General features: G+C 61.4%; 23 protein-coding genes, 1 tRNA gene and 1 pseudogene. 15 read left to right on the plus strand and 10 right to left on the minus strand.

Annotated features, from left to right (window positions below):
• Window positions 1–8: 8 nt before the first annotated feature.
• Window positions 9–413 carry a hypothetical protein gene (locus CFE42_RS22765; protein ID WP_152458859.1) on the plus strand — a complete coding sequence of 135 codons (405 nt, stop codon included), beginning with the start codon at window positions 9–11 and terminating at the stop codon, window positions 411–413.
• A 103-nt stretch (window positions 414–516) separates the two neighbouring features.
• Here CFE42_RS22765 and CFE42_RS22770 read toward each other — a convergent pair whose 3' ends face one another.
• On the minus strand, window positions 517–1,194 hold the full coding sequence (locus CFE42_RS22770) for a hypothetical protein (protein WP_004635431.1): 678 nt from the start codon (window positions 1,192–1,194) through the stop codon (window positions 517–519).
• A 65-nt stretch (window positions 1,195–1,259) separates the two neighbouring features.
• Window positions 1,260–2,471 (minus strand): hypothetical protein, encoded by a 1,212-nt coding sequence (locus CFE42_RS22775; RefSeq protein ID WP_004635430.1) that lies wholly within the window; start codon window positions 2,469–2,471, stop codon window positions 1,260–1,262.
• A gap of 115 nt (window positions 2,472–2,586) precedes the next feature.
• Between CFE42_RS22775 and CFE42_RS22780 the strand changes: the two genes are divergently transcribed.
• Complete coding sequence (locus tag CFE42_RS22780) at window positions 2,587–2,832, plus strand: helix-turn-helix transcriptional regulator (RefSeq protein ID WP_004635428.1); 246 nt, start codon at window positions 2,587–2,589, stop codon at window positions 2,830–2,832.
• 103 nt (window positions 2,833–2,935) lie between these two features.
• Here CFE42_RS22780 and CFE42_RS22785 read toward each other — a convergent pair whose 3' ends face one another.
• The 5 genes from CFE42_RS22785 to CFE42_RS22805 all read right to left on the minus strand — a co-directional run bounded on the left by CFE42_RS22785 (window position 2,936) and on the right by CFE42_RS22805 (window position 7,628).
• On the minus strand, window positions 2,936–3,697 hold the full coding sequence (locus CFE42_RS22785; RefSeq protein ID WP_004635427.1) for an autoinducer binding domain-containing protein: 762 nt from the start codon (window positions 3,695–3,697) through the stop codon (window positions 2,936–2,938).
• A 4-nt stretch (window positions 3,698–3,701) separates the two neighbouring features.
• Window positions 3,702–4,301, minus strand: a complete 600-nt coding sequence (locus CFE42_RS22790) for a hypothetical protein (RefSeq protein ID WP_004635424.1) — start codon at window positions 4,299–4,301, stop codon at window positions 3,702–3,704.
• Window positions 4,302–4,395: 94 nt separating this feature from the next.
• Window positions 4,396–5,715, minus strand: a complete 1,320-nt coding sequence (locus tag CFE42_RS22795) for a site-specific integrase (RefSeq protein ID WP_004635423.1) — start codon at window positions 5,713–5,715, stop codon at window positions 4,396–4,398.
• 84 nt (window positions 5,716–5,799) lie between these two features.
• A tRNA-Met gene (locus tag CFE42_RS22800) sits at window positions 5,800–5,876 on the minus strand.
• Window positions 5,877–5,924: 48 nt separating this feature from the next.
• Window positions 5,925–7,628, minus strand: coding sequence for an MFS transporter (locus tag CFE42_RS22805; protein ID WP_004635420.1), 1,704 nt, complete (start codon window positions 7,626–7,628; stop codon window positions 5,925–5,927).
• A 512-nt stretch (window positions 7,629–8,140) separates the two neighbouring features.
• Between CFE42_RS22805 and CFE42_RS22810 the strand changes: the two genes are divergently transcribed.
• The 4 genes from CFE42_RS22810 to CFE42_RS22825 all read left to right on the plus strand — a co-directional run bounded on the left by CFE42_RS22810 (window position 8,141) and on the right by CFE42_RS22825 (window position 12,733).
• Window positions 8,141–8,449 (plus strand): DUF485 domain-containing protein, encoded by a 309-nt coding sequence (locus tag CFE42_RS22810; RefSeq protein ID WP_004635419.1) that lies wholly within the window; start codon window positions 8,141–8,143, stop codon window positions 8,447–8,449.
• Window positions 8,446–10,176 (plus strand): cation acetate symporter, encoded by a 1,731-nt coding sequence (locus tag CFE42_RS22815; protein ID WP_004635416.1) that lies wholly within the window; start codon window positions 8,446–8,448, stop codon window positions 10,174–10,176. Before CFE42_RS22810 ends, CFE42_RS22815 begins: the two co-directional genes overlap by 4 nt.
• A 63-nt stretch (window positions 10,177–10,239) precedes the next feature.
• Window positions 10,240–12,066 carry a DUF294 nucleotidyltransferase-like domain-containing protein gene (locus CFE42_RS22820; protein WP_004635413.1) on the plus strand — a complete coding sequence of 609 codons (1,827 nt, stop codon included), beginning with the start codon at window positions 10,240–10,242 and terminating at the stop codon, window positions 12,064–12,066.
• Window positions 12,067–12,082: 16 nt separating this feature from the next.
• Entirely contained in the window at window positions 12,083–12,733 is a 651-nt protein-coding gene (locus tag CFE42_RS22825) for a 3'-5' exonuclease (protein ID WP_004635412.1), read from the plus strand.
• Window positions 12,734–12,741: 8 nt separating this feature from the next.
• Here CFE42_RS22825 and CFE42_RS22830 read toward each other — a convergent pair whose 3' ends face one another.
• The 3 genes from CFE42_RS22830 to CFE42_RS22840 are packed head-to-tail and all read right to left on the minus strand — an operon-like array spanning window position 12,742 to window position 15,333.
• Window positions 12,742–13,056: a sodium/substrate symporter small subunit gene (locus CFE42_RS22830; RefSeq protein ID WP_004635409.1), complete on the minus strand. Its 315-nt coding sequence runs from the start codon at window positions 13,054–13,056 to the stop codon at window positions 12,742–12,744.
• A complete protein-coding gene (locus tag CFE42_RS22835; RefSeq protein ID WP_004635407.1) occupies window positions 13,053–14,630 on the minus strand; it encodes a sensor histidine kinase in 1,578 nt (525 codons plus the stop codon). Before CFE42_RS22835 ends, CFE42_RS22830 begins: the two co-directional genes overlap by 4 nt.
• Entirely contained in the window at window positions 14,623–15,333 is a 711-nt protein-coding gene (locus CFE42_RS22840) for a response regulator transcription factor (protein WP_004635405.1), read from the minus strand. Before CFE42_RS22840 ends, CFE42_RS22835 begins: the two co-directional genes overlap by 8 nt.
• Window positions 15,334–15,598: 265 nt before the next feature.
• On the opposite strand from CFE42_RS22840, the gene recA reads away from it, so the two are divergent.
• The 9 genes and pseudogenes from recA to CFE42_RS22885 form a co-directional block, all read left to right on the plus strand.
• The gene (gene recA, locus CFE42_RS22845) at window positions 15,599–16,657 is read left to right on the plus strand and encodes a recombinase RecA (RefSeq protein WP_004635402.1); all 1,059 of its coding nucleotides are present in this window, start codon (window positions 15,599–15,601) and stop codon (window positions 16,655–16,657) included.
• 110 nt (window positions 16,658–16,767) lie between these two features.
• Window positions 16,768–17,247: a recombination regulator RecX gene (gene recX / locus CFE42_RS22850; RefSeq protein WP_004635401.1), complete on the plus strand. Its 480-nt coding sequence runs from the start codon at window positions 16,768–16,770 to the stop codon at window positions 17,245–17,247.
• Window positions 17,248–17,533: 286 nt separating this feature from the next.
• Complete coding sequence (locus CFE42_RS22855; RefSeq protein WP_004635399.1) at window positions 17,534–18,160, plus strand: DUF2889 domain-containing protein; 627 nt, start codon at window positions 17,534–17,536, stop codon at window positions 18,158–18,160.
• A gap of 66 nt (window positions 18,161–18,226) precedes the next feature.
• A complete protein-coding gene (gene sucC, locus CFE42_RS22860) occupies window positions 18,227–19,393 on the plus strand; it encodes an ADP-forming succinate--CoA ligase subunit beta (protein ID WP_004635396.1) in 1,167 nt (388 codons plus the stop codon).
• 94 nt (window positions 19,394–19,487) lie between these two features.
• Window positions 19,488–20,369, plus strand: a complete 882-nt coding sequence (gene sucD / locus CFE42_RS22865; RefSeq protein ID WP_004635394.1) for a succinate--CoA ligase subunit alpha — start codon at window positions 19,488–19,490, stop codon at window positions 20,367–20,369.
• A gap of 160 nt (window positions 20,370–20,529) precedes the next feature.
• Window positions 20,530–21,225 (plus strand): TerC family protein, encoded by a 696-nt coding sequence (locus tag CFE42_RS22870; protein ID WP_037044874.1) that lies wholly within the window; start codon window positions 20,530–20,532, stop codon window positions 21,223–21,225.
• 186 nt (window positions 21,226–21,411) lie between these two features.
• Window positions 21,412–21,924, plus strand: coding sequence for a pilin (locus CFE42_RS22875; protein WP_004635390.1), 513 nt, complete (start codon window positions 21,412–21,414; stop codon window positions 21,922–21,924).
• Window positions 21,925–22,162: 238 nt separating this feature from the next.
• Window positions 22,163–22,477: a DUF1153 domain-containing protein gene (locus CFE42_RS22880; RefSeq protein WP_004637757.1), complete on the plus strand. Its 315-nt coding sequence runs from the start codon at window positions 22,163–22,165 to the stop codon at window positions 22,475–22,477.
• A gap of 5 nt (window positions 22,478–22,482) precedes the next feature.
• A pseudogene (locus CFE42_RS22885) lies at window positions 22,483–22,791 on the plus strand (IS3 family transposase); the annotation flags it as partial.

Genomic DNA, 22,791 nt, shown 5'->3' on the forward strand with positions numbered 1-22,791 from the left:
GGTATCTGTTGTCCTCCTGCATTGGCATAGATATACGAGCTTTCGGTGTATTCGACATTCCGCGAGGCAGTTTCCGTAGCGATACCGAAGCCGGAAACATCACGGAAGGCGAGGCGACCTTCTCCTCCGCCAAAAACCGTCTTGCCGCGCTTGTTGAAGATGATGCCCTCCGGCTTGACGGTGATACTCGTCGTTTTGCTGAACAGCTTCTTGTACAGGAACACGACGCCGCCCATAAGGAGGATGCCCGCCACCATGCCGACTGTGAAGTCTTTCGCAATTGCGCCAATGACGAGGAAACTGATGAGCCAGCCGAAGAACACGATCCCCGTGTTGAAGACCAACATGGCAGCCTTGAAGTGCGCTCCATGACGAGATCCTTTGTAGGTCAGCTTGATGGAGCCGTCGGGTAGAGTTTCTTTTTCGTACTGGCGTTTGAACGTGCTTTCCATATGCTGCCATTCCAATGAACTGATTTTTCGGCTGCGATGCGGACATGCGTTGTCCGGCTGTCTGCTATTGAACTGTGCTGACTACCCACAGGCGGTTCTCGTGGAGATAGTCGACAGTCAAATCGAGCCCCATGCTCATCAGAAGATGGGCAAACATGAAGCTTGCTCGTGAGTTCGCCGTGTCGATGATGATCGACCGGGACGGGAATGATTTCAGCGGCGGATTTGGCCCGAATGTCCTTGAGGCTCCGGTGTTTTTTCCACCGTTCTTCGGCATCTGTGCCCACCCGAGCAGCGTGAAGGTGTAGTCGTCGGTGATGTCGCGGACCTTGGCATCACGCCCGCAGTAAGGAATGTGGTCGAACCGTTGCGAGGATTTTTCGCTCTTCCAGACCACGGCAGAGATCGTGATGCAGTAATTGGCGGGCGCGACCGCAACGCTTGCTGCGGGGACCGGAGCGGCACGCCATTCAAACCAATTGTTCTGCGCATCTGCCGGCATGTTGTCGATGGTCAGCGCAACGCGAGGCCATTTGCTGGCCGGGTCGGTTCCTTTGAATACGTTGGCCAGTCCTGACTGGCTGAATGCGGAAGGGCCGCTCGGGACCAAGGGGCTGGAGACACTCTGGCCGAGCTGTCGCAGGTTATCGGCAACCTGATCCATTTGCTGGGGCAATCCGGCGCAGGCGGTGAGCATCGTGCAGGCTGCCGCCAGTACGGCGGCGCGATATGAATGGCGCATGGAGGGTCAATCTCAAGAGGGAGGCTCACGGGATGCGCAGCACCCCGTGCATGGCTATTGAACGATCAGCGGCAGGTGGCGACCGACTGTGCGGCGTCGCGCTCGACAACAAACATGCTGGACGACAGCGGCAGCAGGATCACGCCTGAGCTGGGGGCTTGGCCATTCACGACCGAGGTCGCAGCGCCATTGACCGCAACCAACCCGGTGTTGGTGCTGATGTCGTTGAAGTACAGCGTTTCTGCCGTGGAGACACCAGAGGTGTCTGCGGTCTTCACTGTGGTTCCGTTGATCGTCACCGTACCGATGGTTGTGCCATGGTCGGTACACGTCCACGAACCGTTGAGTTCGGTGCCCGCGAGCACCTGCTGCTTGCTTGCGTAGATCACCCCGGTGCGCAGGACCGGCGTCGCCGACTGGCTGTAGCCAAAGCGGTCGATAACCAGCACCGGGCCACGGTCACCTGCCTGGAAGCTCAGAATGCCGAGATCCGAGCCGCTCCCTTGAACGTGCGTCAGGCCATCGGTGGTGTTCTTCACCAGCTTGAACGCGAACTGCTGGCTCGGCGAGCTCGAACCTGCAACGGCATTGCACGTGCCCGATGCGTTGATCAGGCCGCTGTCGCACCACGTGACGTCCGTGCCGTTGGCCGCTACACGGAACGTGCCGCCCAAGAACGACGGCGAGCCGCCATCGCTGGCATTGCGGGTTGCGCCGATATAGAAGTAGTCGCCGGCCAGCGTGGCCGTGTTGGCAGGAACGGAATAGCCCGAGCCTGCAACGCTGGAGCTGCGCGTGCGGAGGACAACGTTACCGCCCATGATATGGGTGCGCGTGTCCAGCTTGAGTGTGAAGCTGCCGTTCGTGCTGGTGCCCGTGTACGTCGTGAAGCTACCGCTCGTCGATTGGGTATAGGTGCCCGAGATGTCGGTCAGACCGTATTGCGTCGACAACACCTTGATCGTGAATGAGCCGTCCTGGTTCAGCACCAGACGCCACGTGTCGCCGATATCCGCCGTGAGATCGAAGGCTTGTGCAGTGGAGGTCGTTCCGGGCACGGCAGTTGCACCGGTCTGAGCGACAAGCGCGGTTGAAGATTGGCTGACGGCATCCTGTTGCGGCGTTGTGGTTGTGGAGCCCCCTGACGTCGACGTATTGCTGCTGCCGCTTCCATCACTGCCGCCACCGCATGCCGCCAAGGCGATCGCAACGGTGCTGAGGGCAACGATGTTCTGGAGGGAGAGCGCGCGTTTCTTGTAGGCCAAAATCGTTTTCATGTGGTTGGTTGCCTATGACGGACGTGTGGTTAAAGGTGCGCCAAGTAGTCTTGGTGTTCTAAAATGGGTCGTAAAGACCGTGGCCGTAAACTGATCATAGCGTGACGATTCCGTCATGCCAAGGGTCTCTTTCAAAACGGATAAGGACGGTCAGCTCGCGCTGATCGGCGCGGCAGTGCGTGCCCGGCGCAAGGCCATTCCACTGTCTCAGGAGGCATTAGCCGACCTCGCCGAGATTGATCGTTCTCATATGGGTAAGATCGAACGCGGGGAACGCAACGTGACGATGCTCAACGTCCTGCGCATTGCGCAGGCGCTCGGCTGCCAGCCGTCCGAATTGCTAGCTGACGCCGGTCTGTAAGCGGATTGGTTGCATGCTGACTTCCCCCGAAGAATGTGTTGATTTGGGGGAGATTGTCGCGGCGAGCTCCCGGGGGAGGTAGCTGTAAGAAGTTATAGGGTGCTCAAGGAGCAATCAGGCGAAGACTGATTGCACGAGCCACCGCCTGACGACGGTTTGTGGCACCGAGCTTCTTCGTCGCATTCCCGATATGGAAGATCACCGTCCGTTCGGAAACGGAGAGGATGTGTGCGATTTCCCACGAGGTTTTGCCCGCCGCTGCCCATTGCAGGCATTCTTTCTCGCGTGACGTCAGCGAAGGGATCGGGGCGTTGGACATCGACGCATCAAGTCGCCGTACCGCTTCATGCAAATGCAGGGCAGTCAGTACCGCGAGGCCGGATATCGCGTCGGTGTGGCGTTGCGAACGTTCTGGAGCCTGATCGGACGTCACGCTAAACAAAGCCCGAGTGTGGTCGAAACCGTTGATCGGTATCGTGATACCGGTTGCCAGCCCGTGCTCACGGGCCTCATCAAACACGGGACTCCGCGCTGCCTGCAAATCGTCGGCATCCCAGTGAATCGGGAGGTTGCTGGTCGTGATTAGCTTGACGACAGGATCGGCGGCGACATGTCCGGCTTCCTGATAGCGGCGTATCCAGGAGGCCGGGTAGGTCGAGAAGATATTTTTCGTGTACAGCATTTCTGCTGCGACGACGTTGTGATCGTCCTTGAAAAAGTGCCGGGCATCACCGGCGACGAGCAGCGGCGAGTAGAAGAATCGGCCATAGCCGAGGTTGCCCGCATGGCGTTCCATGAAGGCTGCGATCTCCGCATGTGAGCCGGCAGTTAGCAAGCCCTCGAACGTGTAGAGCGGCGATACCATGACCTTATTTCAGAATCCCGGATAACGCCTTGATTGCGCTGTCGAGGGAGTTCTGGGCATCCAGTTTCCGGTCTTTCAGCAGCGGAAAGACCTTGTCGAGCTGAGACATCGCCCACCAGAGGCTGTCTTCTTTCAGTTCATCGACGGCCTTCCAGTAATGCCGCCATACTTGATCGTCCTCATATTTCAGTTGGACGCTGTACTTCTCATCTTGGTATCTGACTCGGCAGCACCGCAGATAAGTCGACGGATAGTACAGACCCTTGTGATTCGGGGGATCGGCGTTGATCGAGACGAGCACGAGCTCGCCAAAAATTTCCACCTGCGGCCTGATCTCCTCGAACAGGTCTTTTCCCCATTTGCTGCGGTATTTCACCTCGACCAGGAATTTGTCGTCCTGGTCCTTCGTCATGACGGTGAAGTCTGGCAGACGGCTCATGGCATCCGGGTAGGCCAGCTTCGCATACTCGAAGCTGGACATGCAGGAGAGCTCCCGAATGACTTTCTCAATGCCCGAGTCGATCACGCGATACCCCGCGTCTTCGAGGATCGCCTTGACGATGCCCTCGGTCATTTCCTTTTTTATTCGGTTCTCGAAATCCATGGCACGAAAGCGGGCAGGGCACAACGGTAATATTCTGCCGACTGCGTTATCTCCAGTCAGTGGAACTGCTGCCGAGGGGCAGGGCGGTGAAGCGTTACCAGAAATGCTTGATCGGGAATTCCAGCCGGTCAATGGTCTGCTTCAAAACGGATAACGGCTTCTCGTGCTGATAATTGACGACGTGCGGCGCAGAAAGATCCACCTTCGCCTGCGCATAGTGCCCCACCATGGACATGACCAGCACCGGGTGGACGTTCAATTCCGTCATACGAGTAATGAACGTGTGGCGGAACGAGTGAAACACCTTGCGGGAATCGCTGATCTTCAGCGAGTCGAGGTAAGCCCCGAATCGGCGCGACATATTCTTGCTGTAGCCGTTCTTGCCCGCTGTCAGGTGGGGAAACAGCATCGTCGCACCTTGAGCGCGCACGCTGTCCACGTAGGCCAGGAATCCCGAGGTTTCGATCTGCCGGTGTAGCGGGATTTTGCGGATCGAATTGAGGTTCTTGGCTTTCTCGATCTCGAAGTAGTGAATACCGCCATCCTTCTTGATCTGGTTCAGCGACAGGCTTGCCAGCTCCTCGACCCGAGCACCCGTGTAGAGGGCAAGCAGCGGCAACCAGTGATAGTCGGGCTTGTTCATGAACTCCCGATACGGTGCCTCGGCGAAGATCAGCTTGAGATCGTCGTCCGTGAATTCTCGATAGGATTCCACTTGTTGTTTTAGCTTGGTTTTGCTCGAGACGCGGACCTTCTCGAACGGGTTGGTGGTGAAGTACAGGTTATTGTTGATTGCGTATGCGAAGAGATCCCTCAGGAACGAGGTCTTCGCATTGATTCGGCTGGCCGACGCATTGGCGGCGAGCAGCCGGTTCTTGTAGGCGATTGCGGTATCGGCATCAAAGGCGTTGATATCGCTGTCCTGGAAGAACCCCTGGAACTCGGCAAAGGTGCGCTCCTTGTCCTCCAGCGTTTTCGCCACGTTGTCGAGCTTCTTCTCAGCGAGGTAGAGCGCAATGACGTCGGAGAGGGGTTTACTCTTCGGCTTCGGTGGCTCCATGCGCTGGGGCTCTGGGCCAGCGAGCAACCTGGCAACTTCCGCAGTCGGCATCGCGGCAAGCTGTTCACCTGTCACGCCGAGCTTGTCCAGAATGTCGAACAGAATGCCCTTGTCCTCGGGCTGGATATTCGTGAGCTTGACCCCGTTCGGCAGCGCGATATCGAGGTGACGGAACATCTCAGCATCAAGGCGCGACTTGCTCATCTCAACGTGCACGTTCAGTAACAAAGCGGACAGTTTAGCCCGCTGGAAATCTTTTGTGCCGAGAGAGCGACGAGTGTCGGTTTTGCCGTGCGTGAGGCGCAGGTAGTAGACCCCATGACGGGAGCAGGTCAGGCGGGGGATTTTGTGCATGGTCGGGTATCTGGGACACCGACCGGGACACCACAAGAAAAAAGCCCTTGAACTTCTCGCGAAGTATCAAGGGCTTACAGCATTTGGTGGCGAATCAGGGACTCGAACCCCGGACCTGCGGATTATGATTCCGTCGCTCTAACCGACTGAGCTAATTCGCCGAAGAAGCGGGATTCTACCGTCTTCGGCGAATATGTCAACCCCCTGCGTCAGTCGTTGCGATAAATATCCACATCCTTGGTCTCGCGCACGAACAGCACACCGATCACGAAGGTGATGGCCGCGATCCAGATCGGGTACCACAAACCGTGATAGATATTGCCGTTCTGGGCCACGAGGGCGAACGAGATGGTCGGCAGCAGGCCGCCGAACCAGCCGTTGCCGATGTGATACGGCAGCGACATCGACGAGTACCGGATGCGCGTCGGGAACATCTCCACCAGCATCGCCGCGATCGGGCCGTAGACCATGGTCACGTAGATCACCAGGATCACCAGGATCACCAGCACCATGATCGTGTTCATCTGGGCGGGATCGGCCTTGGCCGGGTAGTTGGCCGCCTTGAGCGACTCGCTCACCTGCTTCTTGAAGTCGGCGATCTTGGCCTTGCTGTCGGCGTCGAAGTTCTGGCCGTCTGCCGTGCGCGTGGCGTTGAGCGAGCTGATCTGCTTACCCGCGATCGACACCGAGGCCACCGTGCCGGCCGGGCCTTCGACCGTCTCGTAGCTGGCCGACGCCTGCGCCAGCGTACGCTTGGCGATGTCGCACGACGAGCGGAAGTCCACCTCGCGGGCGATCGGGCTGCCCTGGAACGAGCACTCCTTCGGATCGACCGTGATGGTGATCTGCGCGGTCTGCTGGGCGCGCTCCAGCGCCGGGTTGGCGTAGTGCGTGAGCGCCTTGAACAGCGGGAAGTAGGTCAGCACCGCCAGCAGGCAGCCGGCCATGATGATCTTCTTGCGACCGATGCGGTCCGACAGCGAGCCGAAGAACACGAAGAACGGCGTGCCGATGGCAAGCGCCACCGCAATCAGCACGTTGGCCGTGAATGCGTCGACCTTCAGCACCTGCGTGAGGAAGAACAGTGCGTAGAACTGGCCCGTGTACCACACCACAGCCTGGCCGGCGGTCAGGCCGAGCAGCGCCAGGATGACGATCTTCAGGTTGCGCCATTGGCCGAATGCTTCTGTCAACGGGGCCTTGGAGGTCTTGCCTTCGGCCTTCATCTTCTGGAATGCGGGCGATTCGCTCATCGACAGGCGGATGTACACCGACGTGGCGAGCAGCAGGATCGAGACCAGGAACGGGATGCGCCAGCCCCAGTCGTCGAACGCCTTGCCGGTCAGTTCGCGCACGGCCAGGATGACGACCAGCGAGAGGAACAGGCCCAACGTAGCCGTCGTCTGGATCCACGATGTGTAGGCACCGCGGCGGCCGTGCGGGGCGTGCTCGGCGACATACGTGGCGGCGCCGCCGTACTCACCGCCCAGTGCCAGACCTTGCAGCATGCGCAGCGCGATCAGGATGACCGGCGCAGCAACGCCAATCGTGCCGTACGACGGAAGCAGGCCGACGATGAACGTCGACGTACCCATGATGACGATGGTGACCAGGAACGTGTACTTGCGCCCGATCATGTCGCCCAGACGGCCGAACACCAGCGCGCCGAACGGGCGCACCAGGAAGCCGGCGGCAAAGGCCAGCAGGGCAAAGATGAAACCCGCCGTGGGGTCCAGGCCCGAGAAGAACTGCTTGGCGATGATGGCCGCCAACGAGCCGTAAAGATAAAAGTCGTACCACTCGAACACCGTCCCCAGCGACGAGGCAAAGATGACCTTCTTCTCCTCCCTCGTCATGGGCGCGGGCTGCACACGCCCGACGGGCGCGTTCGGTGCACTCTGCACGGTTGCCATGTTGTCTCCTGTTTTTTTTCGTAGGTCGTCCCGCTGGGCACCGACATGACAACGCAAACGCTTTTCGCCCGCGGAAGTGTCACCGATTGTGGAAGCCGAAACTTACGGCGTTCTGACGGGCATGTGCCTTCCGATGCACGCGATTGGCGGTGACGATTTCAACGAAATCAAGCCCTTGGGTGCGCGCGGCGCATTGATCCGGCCGTTGCCGGCTGCGTGCGCTGCATCATCCAACCGCCCGTTTGTATATGCAGTGCCAGACGGCATGCGCACCTTCTGCGAATGTGCATACGCACAAGAGGCAGGCGGTTACCGACGTCGTTTTGGGCGATGGCTGTCGCTTCACGGCCGATTTGCCGCTGGATGTCGCGCACCGTTTCTTACGTTGTTGTGCGGCGCTAGGGAAAACCACTATCGCAGTAAACCGCCGCGGACGGCCTGAGTAAGAGTTCAGTCAGTTTCGCTATCCAGAATCGCCGCACACATTCCAAGAGCAAACCAGGAGACAGGCGATGCAGGATGGATTGGTAGGAAAAATCGAAGCGCATCCGAAATATGCGCAGCTCAAACAGAGACGCAACAGGCTTGGCCTCGTTCTGACAGTGCTGATGCTGGCCGTGTACTACGGCTACATTGCGCTGATCGCCTTCGATAAGGCATTTCTCGCCAAGCCCGTGGGTACAGGCGTGATGAGCGTGGGCATGCCCGTCGGCATGGCGGTCATCATCTTCACCGTCGTCATTACCGGCATCTACGTGCGCCGCGCCAACAGCGAATACGATCAACTGACGCAGGACATCCTGAAGGACGTCGCCAAATGAAGAAGATGCTTTCGATCCTGCTGGTGGCGCTACTGGCCGCTGGCGCCTGCGGGGCGGCTCTGGCTGCCGGCGGCGATGTCGGACAGACCGCCAAGCAGGAAACCAACACCACGGCCATCGTTCTGTTTGCTCTGTTCGTGGCCGGCACGCTGTGGATCACGAAGTGGGCGGCCAAGCGTACGCGGTCCGCGGCCGATTTCTACACGGCGGGCGGCGGCATCACCGGCTTCCAGAATGGCCTGGCCATTTCGGGCGACTACATGTCGGCAGCGTCCTTCCTCGGTATTTCCGCGGCCGTGATGACCTCCGGCTACGACGGCCTGATCTACTCCATCGGCTTTCTGGTCGGCTGGCCGATCATCACGTTCCTGATGGCCGAGCGGCTGCGCAACCTTGGCAAGTTCACCTTTGCAGACGTGGCAGGCTACCGGTTCGAGCAAGGCCCGATCCGCAGCTTTGCCGCGGTTGGCACGCTGGTGGTGGTGGCGTTCTATCTGATCGCTCAGATGGTGGGTGCAGGCCAGCTCATCAAACTGCTGTTCGGGCTGGATTACTGGATCGCGGTGGTCATTGTCGGCGCGTTGATGATGGTCTACGTGCTGTTCGGCGGAATGACCGCAACCACCTGGGTGCAGATCATCAAGGCGTGCATGCTGCTGGCCGGCGTGACGTTCATGGCCATCATGGTGCTGGCGCAGTACGGTTTCAGTCTGGAGGCGTTGTTCGCCAAGGCTGTGCAGGTCAAGACCGCCATTGCAGCCAATGCCGGCAAATCGCCCGATGAGGCCGCCAAGATCGGTCTGTCGGTGATGGCGCCGGGTGGCTTCATCAAGGACCCGATCTCGGCCATCTCGTTCGGCATGGCGCTGATGTTCGGCACCGCCGGTCTGCCGCACATCCTGATGCGTTTCTTCACGGTCCCGGATGCCAAGGAGGCGCGCAAATCGGTCTTCTGGGCGACCACCTGGATCGGCTACTTCTACATCCTGATCTTCATCATCGGCTTTGGTGCGATCACGCTGGTGTTGACGAACCCCGAACTGTCCGACGTGGCCAAGGGTGTCATCAAGGGCGGCGCGGGCACGGCCAACATGGCTGCGGTGCTGGTGGCCAAGACGGTGGGCGGCGATGTGTTCTACGGCTTCATCTCGGCCGTGGCGTTTGCCACGATTCTGGCGGTGGTGGCAGGGCTCACGCTGTCGGGTGCATCGGCGGTGTCGCATGATCTTTACGCCACGGTCTTCAAGCACGGCAAGGCCAACAGCGCCGACGAGCTGAAGGTCTCGCGCATCACCACGCTGGTGCTGGGCGTGATCGCTGTGCTGCTGGGCATCGCTTTCGAGAAGCAGAACATCGCGTTCATGGTGTCGCTGGCGTTTGCGGTGGCGGCATCGGCCAACTTTCCGGTGTTGTTCCTCTCGATGCTGTGGAAGGGCTGTACCACGCGTGGTGCGGTTATCGGCGGGTTCCTGGGGCTGATCTCGTCGGTGGGTCTGACGATCGTTTCGCCGTCGGTGTGGGAGGCCACGCTCGGCTATCCGAAGGGCTCGGCGTGGTTCCCGTACACGTCGCCCGCGCTGTTCTCGATGACGATCGGCTTCGTGGGCGTGTGGCTGTTCTCGGTGCTGGACAGCAGCGTTCGCGCCAAGAACGAGAAGGCGTCGTTTGCCGCGCAGCAGGTCCGCTCGGAAACGGGCCTCGGTGCGGCTGGCGCATCGGGCCACTGATCGGCCACTGCCCACGCTGACCGGAGGCGGGTGACGCATTGCATCGCCCGCCTTCAGGCAACCATGCCCAGCGCTTTCAACGTCGCCGTCTGGCCGTTCGATTGCCTCAATCAGGACGAGCAGCGCCTGGTGCGCGATGCGGTCGACATCGGCTATTACCCAGAAGGGCAGACCATCCTCGATGCAGGTGCCGCACCGCTGCACCTGTTCGTGATCATCAAAGGCCGTGTTGCCCAGTATGACGGCGACGATCTGATCGCCACCTTTGGCCCCGACGATTGCTTTGACGGCCGGGCGCTGGTGGCCGGCAAGGCAAGCAGCCGCTTCGTCGCTGCTGAAGAAGTGGTGGCTTATCAGGTGGCACGTCAGGCGGTGCGCGACCTTATTGCCGCCAACGCCACCTTCGGTGCGCTGCTTTTTTCCGATCTCGGCAGCAAGCTCAGCGCCATTGCTCAGCGGCAGAGCATGGAGACGATGCAGTCGCTGGCTGTCTCGCACGTGAGCGATGCCTTCATCCGGCCTGCCCATTTCGTTGATGCCGGCACAGACGTAGTCTCCGTGGTGAAGCTGTTTCAGGCACAGAACACCTCGAATGTGCTCGTGCGCGATGGCACCGCCAGCCCGCCGCGCGTGGGCATCTTCACACGCAGTTCGTTGCAGCGCGCCGTCCTGCAAGGCACTCCGCTGGATCGTCTGCCGGTTGGGCAGATGAGCCAATTCTCGCTCATCACCGTACCAGCCTCTGCGCAGATCGGCGACGCATTGACGCTGATGCTGCGCCATCGCGTTCACCGGCTGGTCGTCACGCGCGGAGATGAGATTCTCGGTTTGCTCGAATCACTGGATGTGTTCAGCTTCCTGGCCAACCACTCGTATCTGCTGACAGTGCAGATCAACCTGGCGCAGGACTTGGACGCGCTCGCCCAGGTGGCAGCGCAGATTACGCGGATGGTCGCGTTGCTCACGCGTGGCGGCTCGCGCATTGACCACGTCGCCAGTCTCGTGCGCGAAATCAACGCGTGCCTGTTTGAACGCGCCTGGCAGATGATTGCGCCCCCCGAACTCGTTGAAAACAGTTGCCTGTTCGTCATGGGCAGCGAAGGGCGCGGCGAGCAACTGCTCAAGACCGATCAGGACAACGCGCTGGTACTGCGCGATGGTTACGTGCCACCCCCCGACCTGCAGCGCATCGTCACGCGCTTCTCCGATGCGCTCGCCGCATTCGGCTACCCGCCTTGCCCCGGCGGCATCATGCTCAGCCGGCCCGAGTGGTGCATGACCGCGAGCGACTTCGCGCGGCGCATTCGCGAATGGCTGATCCTGCCGAGCCCCGAGGGCTTGATGCATCTGGCCATCTTCTTCGATGCCCATGCGGTGTGCGGCGATGCCGCCTTGCTCAAGCAACTGCGGCGGACGTTGCTGGAGCTGACGATCGACAATGACGCCGTACTCGGCCGCTTCGCCGCAGCCGTTGAAGCCTTCAGTGCCGCGCCGGGCTGGCGCGATCGCCTGCTCGGGCTTGGCGATCCCGATCCGGTGCTCGACGTGAAGAAGGAGGGCATCTTCCCGATTGTCCACGGCGTGCGCAGCCTCGCGCTCGCCCATCACATACTCGACGAGACCGGCACCGTGCCGCGCCTTAATGCACTGGTGCGCGCCGAGGCTCTGGACGCCCACATGGCTGCCGAGTTGAGCGAGAGCCTGCACTTCCTGATGACGCTGCGGCTCAAGGCCGGGTTGGCGGAGATCGATGCGCATCAACCGGTGTCGTGTGACGTGCATCTGTCGCGCTTGTCGTCGCTGGAGCGAGATCTGCTCAAGGATGCACTGAGCGCGGTCAAGCGGTTCAAGGCGTTGCTGCGGCAGCGCTGGCGGACCGAGTGGATGTGATCATGGGCGGGTGGTCATGAGCGGGAGGCTCTCCGACTGGCTGCGGGCACTGCAAAGGCGGCGCCTGCTGCGCAGGTTGCGCGATCCGGCGTTCCGCTTCCTGTTTGAGGTACCGCCCCCGGACGAGTGGGTTGCGCTTGACTGCGAGACCACCGGCCTGGACGTACGCACCGACGAGATCATCTCCATCGGTGCCGTCCGTATTGTCGGCAATCGTATCCTGACCAGCCAGCGCCTTGAGTTGCTGATCAGACCGCAAGGGGAGATGCGCCCGGAAAGCATCTGCGTGCATCGTCTGCGCAATCGCGACCTGGACAGCGGTGTATCGATCGAGCAGGCGGTTCATACATTGCTGCACTTCATCGGCAGTAGGCCGCTGGTCGGCTATTACCTTGAGTTCGATGTGGCGATGCTCAATCGGGTGGTGGTGCCCATGCTTGGCATCGGCTTGCCGCAGCCCAAGATTGAAGTGTCCGCCTTGTACTACGACCATCAGTTCGCCCTGCTGCCGCCATATCGGCAGCAGGGCGATCCCGATCTGGACCTGCGCTTCGCCACCGTCATGAAGGAACTGGACTTGCCGACGTGGGACGCGCACGACGCGCTCAACGACGCGGTGATGGCCGCGTTGGCCTTTGTGAAGCTGCGCCATCTGGGTGCAGCGTAACGTCCAGGTCAGATGGACGGCGGCAGGTGGGATGACTCCGACGCATCGCGCTGCGCCGCTTCGTCGTGTTGTGCGGCTGCATCTGCAGCACGGTTCGTGCGCCACGCATACAGCACGGTAATCAGCACATAGACGATGGGCGCCCCCTGCGCGCCGACCCAATAGGCGAAGGTCCAGTCCGAGTTGAAGAAGTGCTGCGACAGGTCGCGCGCAAAGAACGCGACCACGAACGTCACCACAAACCACACCGCGAGCAGTGCCGCGATCCAGCGCATATTGGCGATCCACCGCCGGCGCGCGGGCGTTCCAGGCGTGATGCTCATGCGTTGGGTTCCTCGCTCGGCGAGCAGCGGTGCAGCGTGATGCGAAAGCGCGCCCCCGCCAGCCGCGGCGACACTTGATACACGTTGTCGAGCACCTCGATGTCCCCGCCGTGCTGCTGCACGATCTCGCGCACGATGGCCAGGCCCAGCCCGCTGCCCTCGGCTTGCGTGCCGAGGATGCGGTAGAAGCGCTGCATCACGCGTTCGCGCTCGGCCACGGGGATGCCGGGGCCGGTGTCATCCACGTCGATGAAGACGAACGGCTCGAACGGTGCGGTGGTCACGCGCACGGTGACATGTCCGCCGTCGGGTGTGTAGCGGATCGCGTTGTCGAGCAGGTTGTTGAGCATCTCGGCGAGCATCGTCGCATTGCCCGAAATCGTGACGGGCGGCCCCGGCTCCTCGAAGCCGAGGTCGATCTGCTTGGCCCACGCCTTGGGCAGCCAGTCGGCCACCACTCGGCGCGACAGCGCGCAGATATCCAGCGGCACCATACCGTCGGTGGCGCCCATGTTTTCCATGCGTGCCAGCGAAAGCAACTGCTTGACGAGGTGCGCGGTGCGATCCGAGCTGTCGGCGATATGTGCGAGCGTGCGGCGCAGCTCGTCGGGCGACTGCTCGCGCTGTGCCAGCTCTGCCTGCATGCGCAGGCCGGCCAGCGGCGTCTTCATCTGATGCGCGGCATCCGCAATGAAGCGCTTCTGCGTGTGCACCGATTGCTCCAGCCGCCCGAGCAGATCATTGAACGATGCCACCAGCGGCGTCAGCTCCTGCGGCGCCGCGCCTTCGTCGATGGGGCTGGTGTCGCCCGGGTTGCGAGCGCGGATGCGTTCCTGAATCGCATTGAGCGGCGCCAGCCCGCGCGTGAGGCCAAACCACACCAGGATCACCGCCAACGGCAGGATCACAAACTGCGGCAGGATCACGCCCTTGATGATTTCGTTGGCGAGTTGTGCGCGCTTGTCGAGCGTCTCCGCCACTTGCACCAGCGCGGGTTTGCCGCCGGAGCCCGGCCGCTGCACGAAGGTATACGCAACACGGATCTCCGCGCCATGGATGTGGTCGTCGCGCAGTTGCACGAGGCCGCCGGCGTTGGCGTCTTCTTCGGGCGGCAGCGGGAGGTCGCGGTCCCCGGAGACAAACTCGCCGTTGGTGCCGAGCACCTGGTAGTAGATGTTGTCGGTTTCGTCCGCACGCAGGATTTCGCGCGCCGAGATCGGCAGTTGCAGCGTCACGCGCCCATTCACCTCGCGCAGTTGCTGGCTGAGCACGATCGCGCTCGATTCCAGTGCGCGGTCATATGGCGCATTCGCAATCGACTTGGCGACCAGGTACGTCACCGCAATGCTCATCGGCCACAGCAACAGCAGCGGCGCAAGCATCCAGTCCAGAATTTCGCCGAAGAGGGATCGGGCGGCGGGCCGCGTGGCGTCGTCTTCGAGGTGGGGGAGGGTGTCGGCGAGGTCGCCGCCGCCATCGCGGCCATCGCGGCCGTCGGCTCCGGGCACCGCGTCGGTGCGTTCGCGCAGCGATGCGCGATGCCGACGCCACGGCCAGGCCAGCCGATCACCCATGGGCAGCGGTGGCGGTGGTGGTTGGGGTGGCCGTGCGTTCCAGGCAATAGCCCAGCCCGCGCACGGTGGCGATGCGGATGCCTTCCACTTCGATCTTCTTGCGCAGGCGGTGGATGTAGACCTCGATGGCGTTGTTGCTGACTTCTTCGCCCCAGCCGCACAGATGGTCGACCAGTTGCTCTTTCGACACCAGGCGGCCCACGCGCGCCAGCAGAATCTCCAGCAGCCCGATCTCGCGTGCCGACAGTTCCACCACCTGATCGTGGATATAGGCAATGCGCCCGACCTGGTCGAATGCCAGCGGCCCATGGCGCACGAGCGTGGCGCCGCCGCCCGTGCCGCGCCGCACCAGCGCACGCACGCGCGCTTCCAGCTCGGACAGCGCGAACGGTTTGGCCATGTAATCGTCGGCGCCAAGATCCAGCCCCTTGACGCGTTCTTCCACGCTGTCGGCGGCGGTCAGGATCAGCACCGGCAGCATGGCCCCGCGCGAGCGCAGGCGCTTGAGGACCTCCAGCCCCGACATACGCGGCAGTCCCACGTCGAGGATCAGCAGGTCATAGGTCTGGGCCGTTTGCGCGGACAGCGCCGCGTCGGCAGTCGCCCCATCGGAGGCTTGGTCGACGGCGTAGCCCGCCTGGCGCAGCGAGCGTGTGAGCCCGTCAGCCAGCGTGGCGTCGTCTTCGGCAATCAGGATGCGCATGCGTGTCTCCCCGCGATGCCGGGCAAGATATCTTGCCCATCCCGCCCGCTACATTGTTTTCGCGCGACATCTGTTCTGGAGACTTGTCAAAACCACTGGTTTTTTATACAGTACTCCGAATTCGCGGTGCTGTAGTCTTGGCGGCGCTAAAGTCATGGAATGGGTCGCGTCGGGGCAATCACCCATCGGCCCGTTGTTGCAGGCAACCGCTGGAATCGCAAGCCCTTGCGGCCCATTTATACACCAATTTGCACGAAGGACGACCATGGAAGACGGTAAGAAGGCAGCCACGATGAGCGCAGAAAAGCAGAAGGCGCTGGCTGCCGCGCTCGCGCAGATCGAAAAGCAGTTCGGCAAGGGCTCCATCATGAAGATGGGTGACGCCGAGGTCGAGCCGGTCCAGGTCGTGTCGACGGGTTCGCTGGGGCTGGATGTGGCGCTGGGCGTTGGTGGCCTGCCGCGCGGCCGTGTGATTGAAATCTACGGTCCGGAATCGTCGGGCAAGACCACGCTGACACTGCAAGTGGTTGCCGAGATGCAGAAGCTGGGCGGCACTTGCGCCTTCATCGACGCAGAACATGCGCTTGACGTCACTTATGCCGATAAGATTGGCGTAAGTGTCCCGGACCTGCTGATCTCCCAGCCGGACACGGGTGAACAGGCTTTGGAAATTGCCGACGCGCTGGTGCGCTCGGGCTCGGTTGATCTGATCGTCATCGACTCGGTGGCCGCTCTGGTACCGAAGGCTGAAATTGAAGGCGAAATGGGCGATGCGTTGCCCGGCCTGCAGGCCCGTCTGATGAGCCAGGCGCTGCGCAAGCTGACCGGCACCATCAAGAAGACCAATTGCATGGTCATCTTCATCAACCAGATCCGCATGAAGATCGGCGTGATGTTTGGTTCGCCGGAAACCACCACGGGCGGTAACGCGCTCAAGTTCTACGCTTCGGTGCGTCTGGACATCCGCCGTATCGGCTCAATCAAGCGGGGCGACGACGTGGTCGGCAACGAAACCAAGGTCAAGGTCGTCAAGAACAAGGTGGCGCCGCCGTTCCGCGAAGCCATCTTCGACATCCTCTACGGTCAGGGCGTATCGCGCGAGGGCGAGATCATCGACCTGGGCGTGGAAGCCAAGGTGGTCGAGAAGTCTGGCGCCTGGTACAGCTACGGCGGCGAACGCATCGGCCAGGGCCGCGACAACTGCCGCGAATACCTGCGCGAGAACCCCGACCTTGCCCGTGAGATCGAGAACAAGGTCCGCGAGCAACTGGGCGTGACGCCGATGGGCGCCGTCGCAGTGGCCGAGGAAGTCGGAGAAGAGTAATTGGGTTGGCCGTCGGCGCAGATCGATGGCTCTATCGAGCTTCATACGCCTGCCGTTCCCCAACGGTGGGCGTTTTTCTTTGGAACCCGCTTCTTGAACGTCAAATCCGCATGCCGTTGCCACGTCAACCGTTATCGCTGAAGGCACGTGCGCTGGGCTATCTGTCTCGGCGCGAGCACAGCCGCGTCGAATTGCGCCGTAAGTTGGTCCCGCACGCCGAGTCCGCCGAGGAGGTCGACGCGCTGCTGGATTGGCTGGAGGGCGAAAACTGGCTCTCCAACACGCGTTTTGCCGAAAGCATGGTGCACCGCCGCGCGGGCCGCTACGGTACAGCGCGCTTGATGCAGGAGTTGAAAACGCATCAGCTCGGCGAAGAGACGCTGGGCGAGGTCAAGGCGCAACTGCAAAGCACGGAAGCAGTCCGGGCGAAAGCCCTGTGGGAAAAACGCTTCGGCCGCCCACCGGCCGACCTGGCCGAACGGGCCAAGCAGGTGCGATACATGATGGCGCGCGGATTCTCCCGTTCCGTAGTGTCGCGCATCATCGCAGGGGCGGATGAGCTGCTGGAAGATGGCGACATGTCGGACTGAACATCGACGATCTCGCAACAATTCAGGCGGACAATCCTCTTGTGTGCAGATTACGTGGGTTGCGCCTCATGCGATCGTTGCAACCACTTTCACACTGCATTGCAGCACGCGACCAGTCCGGTCGTGACGACGTGTTAAAATCCTGGCCTTTGATATCGCCCTCAATTTCGGTTGCAGGGCGGTAGTGTTCGTGTGTGGCGGCTGATGCGCTGCCGCATACGTCCCGTAGGCGATGCACGCGATCTGCGTGCGCCGCCTCCATCGGTCCTATCGGTCTGTCTGGTCCATGCCTCTGTCTGCTCCCCTCCCGCGCGCCATGCGCCACCGCCGTGCCATCACGGTCGAGGCCTATTTGCGGGAAGACGGCCTGTGGGACATTGAAGCGCGCCTGACCGACATCAAACCTCGCGATATCCCCCTGGCCAGCGGTGGCGTGCGCCCTGAAGGCGAGCCGCTGCATGACCTGTGGCTGCGCGTGACCATCGATACCCGCATGAACGTCGTGGATGCCGAAGCGTGTTCCGACTGGGTGCCGTATCCCACCCATTGCGACACGATTGGCCCGGCCTACCGAAAGCTCATCGGCCTGAACCTGATGAAGGGTTTTCGAAAGGCCTCGCGTGAGAGACTTGGTGGCGTGGCGGGCTGTACGCACCTGACCGAGCTCTGTGGTGTGCTGCCGACCGCTGCCATCCAGGCCTTCGCGGGCGACGTCTTCCCGGTGCGCGATAACTCCAATGACCTGCGACCGATCGAGCCCGGCGAAAAGCCGCCGTACCAACTCCACGGCTGCCATGCCCTGCATCTGGAGGGCGAGGTGGTCCGCAAGCATTACCCGCGCTGGTTTGCATACCAGCCCGAAGCCAAGATCCAACCGCCACCCACCGAGCTGTCGCCTGAGCCCTCGTCCTGAAGGGCACCGCGCTGTTCGCGTTTTCAATACTCATCACACTCACTCTGCCTAGCAAAGGAAACACGCATGAATATCCATGAGTACCAAGGCAAGGAAATCCTGCGCAAATACAATGTGCCGGTTCCGCGCGGCATTCCGGCCTTCTCGGTCGACGAGGCCATCAAGGCTGCTGAAACCCTGGGCGGCCCGGTGTGGGTCGTGAAGGCGCAGATTCATGCGGGTGGCCGTGGCAAGGGCGGCGGCGTGAAGGTTGCCAAGAGCATCGAGCAGGTCAAGGAATACGCCAGCAGCATCCTGGGCATGACGCTGGTGACGCACCAGACCGGTCCGGAAGGCAAGCTGGTCAAGCGCCTGCTGATCGAAGAAGGCGCGGACATCAAGAAGGAACTGTACGTGTCGCTGGTGGTGGACCGTGTGTCGCAGCAAGTGGCGCTGATGGCCTCGAGCGAAGGCGGCATGGACATCGAAGAAGTCGCCGAATCGCATCCGGAAAAGATCCACACGCTGCTGATCGATCCGCAAGCCGGTCTGCAAGACGCTCAGGCTGACGATATCGCCCGCAAGATCGGCGTGCCGGATGCTTCGATCGCGCAAGCCCGCCAAGCCCTGCAGGGCCTGTACAAGGCGTTCTGGGAAACCGACGCTTCGCAAGCTGAAATCAACCCGCTGATCCTGACCGGCGACGGCAAGGTCATCGCGCTGGACGCCAAGTTCAACTTCGACTCGAACGCACTGTTCCGTCACCCGGAAATCGTCGCCTACCGCGATCTGGATGAAGAAGACCCGGCCGAAATCGAAGCCTCGAAGTTTGACCTGGCTTACATCTCGCTCGACGGCAACATCGGCTGCCTGGTGAACGGCGCTGGTCTGGCCATGGCGACGATGGACACCATCAAGCTGTTCGGCGGCGAGCCGGCCAACTTCCTCGACGTGGGCGGCGGTGCCACCACCGAGAAGGTGACCGAAGCCTTCAAGCTGATGCTGAAGAACCCGGACGTGAAGGCCATCCTGGTCAACATCTTCGGCGGCATCATGCGTTGCGACGTGATCGCCGAAGGCGTGATCGCGGCGGCGAAGGCTGTGTCGCTGTCGGTGCCGCTGGTCGTGCGCATGAAGGGCACCAACGAGGACCTCGGCAAGAAGATGCTGGCTGACTCGGGTCTGCCCATCATCGCCGCAGACACGATGGCAGAGGCCGCCGAGAAGGTCGTGGCCGCAGCCGCCGGCAAGTAAGCCGCCCGCTGACCCAACCATACGCGAACGCGGGCGGCGCCTCGAAGTACCCAACCGTACGACGGCGCGGCTCGCTGCAACCAAGGATTACAGCATGTCGATTCTGATCAACAAAGATACCAAGGTCATTACCCAGGGGATCACCGGCAAGACCGGCCAGTTCCACACCCGCGGCTGCCGCGACTACGCCAACGGCAAGAACTGCTTCGTCGCCGGCGTGAACCCGAAGAAGGCCGGCGAAGATTTCGAAGGCATTCCCATCTACGCGACCGTCAAGGACGCCAAGGCGCAGACCGGCGCGACCGTGTCGGTGATCTACGTGCCGCCCGCAGGCGCCGCTGACGCCATCTGGGAAGCTGTCGAAGCCGAACTGGACCTGGTGGTTTGCATCACTGAAGGCATCCCCGTGCGCGACATGATGATGGTCAAGGACAAGATGCGTAAGGCCGGCAGCAAGACGCTGCTGCTGGGCCCGAACTGCCCGGGCCTGATCACACCGGACGAAATCAAGATCGGCATCATGCCGGGCCACATCCACCGCAAGGGCCGCATCGGCGTGGTGTCGCGCTCGGGCACGCTGACGTACGAAGCCGTGGGTCAGCTCACCGCGCTGGGCCTGGGCCAATCGTCGGCAGTCGGCATCGGCGGCGACCCGATCAACGGCCTCAAGCACATCGACGTGATGAAGATGTTCAACGACGATCCGGAAACGGACGCCGTGGTCATGATCGGTGAGATCGGTGGTCCGGACGAAGCCAACGCGGCTTACTGGATCAAGGACAACATGAAGAAGCCGGTGGTGGGCTTCATCGCTGGGGTGACCGCGCCTCCGGGCAAGCGCATGGGCCACGCCGGCGCGCTGATCTCGGGCGGTGCCGACACCGCGCAAGCGAAGCTGGACATCATGGAAGAGTGCGGCATCAAGACCACCAAGAACCCGTCGGAAATGGCAGCGCTGCTCAAGGCGATGCTGTAATCGACAAGGTTTGAGGTTGTGCGAGAACGGGGGCTTCGGCTCCCGTTTTTGTTTGATCGCGATGCAGCATGCGATCCGGGCACGACATGTGTATAAGCGGGCGAGAGGCTGCAAACCGAATCACTTTCCGCCAACCCCCAAGGACATCCTCGACAACACTATGGCGCTCACCTCAAGCGCATTCTGGTTCGCACTCGGCTCCATCATCCTGACCAACATCGTGCTGTCGGGCGATAACGCGGTCGTCATCGCGCTGGCCGCACGCAACCTGCCGAAGCGCCAGCAGAAGCAGGCCATTTTCTGGGGCAGCGCCGGCGCCATTGTGCTGCGCGTGGTGTTGACCGCGCTGGCCGTCAAGCTGCTTTCCTTGCCGTATTTGAAAACGATTGGCGCGGTGCTGCTGGTCTACATCGGCGTGAAGCTGCTCACGGATGCCGAAGACGAAGCCGCCGATCGCCATCAGCGCGACGGCCTGTGGCCTGCCATCCAAACGATTCTCATCGCCGACTTTGTGATGTCGCTCGATAACGTCGTTGCCGTGGCCGCCGCGGCCGAGAAGGGGCCGCCAGGCACGACGTTTCTGCTGCTGGTGCTGGGGCTTGGATTATCAGTGCCGTTGATCGTATTTGGCAGCACGTTGCTGGTGGGCGTCATGGCGCGCTTTCCCGTCATCATCACGCTCGGGGCGGCACTGCTTGGATACCTCGCCGGCGACATGCTGGTCACCGATCCGATCGATGCGGCGTGGTTCGAGCGCGCGGTGCCGTATGCGGACGTGGTGGTGGGGTGCGTTGGGGCGCTGCTGGTCGTGGGCGTCGGCCGGTGGCTGAGCCGGCGAACGTTGCGCCAGGCCTAGTCCGAACGAATCCCCTCGGAAGTAGGTGATGACGGGTTCTGTCCGGAATTCTGTCAAGAACGGTCAGATTTACGCCAGAAGTTTCGACAAAGCGCGCCAGTTTTTCCCCCGAAATATGGTGTGTGCCTTGGCATGGTCCGTGCACAGTGGCCTTCCAACAACAAAATGCCTTTTTGGGGAGAGGTCATGGGCTTCAAGCACAGCAAGGGAACATGGCGTCGGTCGGGCGGTTTTACGCTGATCGAGCTGATGATCGTGGTGGCGATTGTTGGGATTCTGGCGGCGATTGCGCTGCCGGCTTACAACAACTACATGGTCAAGTCGAAGTTGACGGAGGCGACGACCATGCTGGATGCGTCGCGGGTGTCGATCACTGAGGTTTACACGTCAAACGGCGGTGTCTTTCCGTCGCAGTCCTCGCCTCCGATCATCGTGCAGGCAGTGGCGAGCAATGCTGCTTATGTCACTGCGGTTCACTACAACGTTTCGGGGTCCAACGCTTCCGTGATCTTGACCCTGGGCCATACCGGAGTCAGTCAGATCGACAATGCGTATCTTGGCATGTTTGGTACCGGCCAAGCCGACGGCACTGTGACTTGGACCTGCGCGACGGCTAACGGTCCGAACACTCCGACGTACGGGTCGGGTGTTTCCGTGTCATCGATGTACCCATATCTGCCCGCAAGCTGCCAGAACTGAGTGGGAACGCACTTGTTGCGATGCGTAATCGTCGCTAATGACGCAGACACCGTGATCGCCGCATCAAGACCAGGTTTTCTTGATCCTGATGCGGCGATCGCCGTTTGACGGATCGGGAAACAGCGCAATGGAGAGGGACCTACGAGGGCGCCGGATGTTTCATGTTGAATGGTGGACTTCGGGGGCAAGTGTAATGACCCAGTGAAAACCTGCTCACGTCACAATGGAAGAAAAGACGATGAGCACGAAGATGGAAGAAGACATCAAGCGGTGGACGGCCAAGCGCAAGAGCGCGTTGGTGCTGGACATCATTCAGGGCAAGACGACAGTGGCAGAGGCCAGCCGCGCCTATGACCTGTCGCCCTCCGAGGTCGAGGGTTGGGTGGATGACGGCAAGCGCGGCATGGAGAATGCGCTGCGGGCCAACCCGCTGGACCTGAAAGATCAGTACGAGCGGCAGATCAAGGACCTGCAGGAAGCGTACGGCGAAGCCATGCTGGAGTTGCGCGCAAGAAAAAAATTGCAGTCCCTGCTGGGCGAGGACGACAAGTGATCGAGATGATCCGCCAGGGACTGCAGGCTGACGGCATTACCGTCTCGATCTCGAAGCTGTGCCGGTGGTTTAACGTACCGCGTCGCAGCGTGTATTACCGGCCAGTCAAGGCAGAGCCGAAGGTCCAGGCCCGCTTCGCGGAGCCGATCAAGGCGATGATCGAAGAGTCGCCGTCGTTCGGTTACCGTACCGTCGCGTATCTGCTGGGGTTCAATAAGAACACCGTGCAGCGCATCTTCCAGCTCATGGGTTGGCAGGTTCGCAAACGTCCCGTCGGCTTCCGGCCGCGCATTCAAGCGATGCCGTCAGTGGCT

Origin of the sequence: Ralstonia sp. PBBBR1, assembly GCF_002256165.1 — a bacterium.
Classification (GTDB): Bacteria; Pseudomonadota; Gammaproteobacteria; order Burkholderiales; family Burkholderiaceae; genus Ralstonia; species Ralstonia thomasii.

What these genes read in the sequence shown, in the direction of transcription:
- CFE42_RS22770 (WP_004635431.1), bottom strand. Translation starts at nt 1,194, where the DNA reads ATGCGCCATTCATATCGCGCCGCCGTACTGGCGGCAGCCTGCACGATG.
- CFE42_RS22775 (WP_004635430.1), bottom strand. Translation starts at nt 2,471, where the DNA reads ATGAAAACGATTTTGGCCTACAAGAAACGCGCGCTCTCCCTCCAGAAC.
- CFE42_RS22780 (WP_004635428.1), top strand. Translation starts at nt 2,587, where the DNA reads ATGCCAAGGGTCTCTTTCAAAACGGATAAGGACGGTCAGCTCGCGCTG.
- CFE42_RS22785 (WP_004635427.1), bottom strand. Translation starts at nt 3,697, where the DNA reads ATGGTATCGCCGCTCTACACGTTCGAGGGCTTGCTAACTGCCGGCTCA.
- CFE42_RS22790 (WP_004635424.1), bottom strand. Translation starts at nt 4,301, where the DNA reads ATGGATTTCGAGAACCGAATAAAAAAGGAAATGACCGAGGGCATCGTC.
- CFE42_RS22795 (WP_004635423.1), bottom strand. Translation starts at nt 5,715, where the DNA reads ATGCACAAAATCCCCCGCCTGACCTGCTCCCGTCATGGGGTCTACTAC.
- CFE42_RS22805 (WP_004635420.1), bottom strand. Translation starts at nt 7,628, where the DNA reads ATGGCAACCGTGCAGAGTGCACCGAACGCGCCCGTCGGGCGTGTGCAG.
- CFE42_RS22810 (WP_004635419.1), top strand. Translation starts at nt 8,141, where the DNA reads ATGCAGGATGGATTGGTAGGAAAAATCGAAGCGCATCCGAAATATGCG.
- CFE42_RS22815 (WP_004635416.1), top strand. Translation starts at nt 8,446, where the DNA reads ATGAAGAAGATGCTTTCGATCCTGCTGGTGGCGCTACTGGCCGCTGGC.
- CFE42_RS22820 (WP_004635413.1), top strand. Translation starts at nt 10,240, where the DNA reads ATGCCCAGCGCTTTCAACGTCGCCGTCTGGCCGTTCGATTGCCTCAAT.
- CFE42_RS22825 (WP_004635412.1), top strand. Translation starts at nt 12,083, where the DNA reads ATGAGCGGGAGGCTCTCCGACTGGCTGCGGGCACTGCAAAGGCGGCGC.
- CFE42_RS22830 (WP_004635409.1), bottom strand. Translation starts at nt 13,056, where the DNA reads ATGAGCATCACGCCTGGAACGCCCGCGCGCCGGCGGTGGATCGCCAAT.
- CFE42_RS22835 (WP_004635407.1), bottom strand. Translation starts at nt 14,630, where the DNA reads ATGGGTGATCGGCTGGCCTGGCCGTGGCGTCGGCATCGCGCATCGCTG.
- CFE42_RS22840 (WP_004635405.1), bottom strand. Translation starts at nt 15,333, where the DNA reads ATGCGCATCCTGATTGCCGAAGACGACGCCACGCTGGCTGACGGGCTC.
- recA (WP_004635402.1), top strand. Translation starts at nt 15,599, where the DNA reads ATGGAAGACGGTAAGAAGGCAGCCACGATGAGCGCAGAAAAGCAGAAG.
- recX (WP_004635401.1), top strand. Translation starts at nt 16,768, where the DNA reads ATGCCGTTGCCACGTCAACCGTTATCGCTGAAGGCACGTGCGCTGGGC.
- CFE42_RS22855 (WP_004635399.1), top strand. Translation starts at nt 17,534, where the DNA reads ATGCCTCTGTCTGCTCCCCTCCCGCGCGCCATGCGCCACCGCCGTGCC.
- sucC (WP_004635396.1), top strand. Translation starts at nt 18,227, where the DNA reads ATGAATATCCATGAGTACCAAGGCAAGGAAATCCTGCGCAAATACAAT.
- sucD (WP_004635394.1), top strand. Translation starts at nt 19,488, where the DNA reads ATGTCGATTCTGATCAACAAAGATACCAAGGTCATTACCCAGGGGATC.
- CFE42_RS22870 (WP_037044874.1), top strand. Translation starts at nt 20,530, where the DNA reads ATGGCGCTCACCTCAAGCGCATTCTGGTTCGCACTCGGCTCCATCATC.
- CFE42_RS22875 (WP_004635390.1), top strand. Translation starts at nt 21,412, where the DNA reads ATGGGCTTCAAGCACAGCAAGGGAACATGGCGTCGGTCGGGCGGTTTT.
- CFE42_RS22880 (WP_004637757.1), top strand. Translation starts at nt 22,163, where the DNA reads ATGAGCACGAAGATGGAAGAAGACATCAAGCGGTGGACGGCCAAGCGC.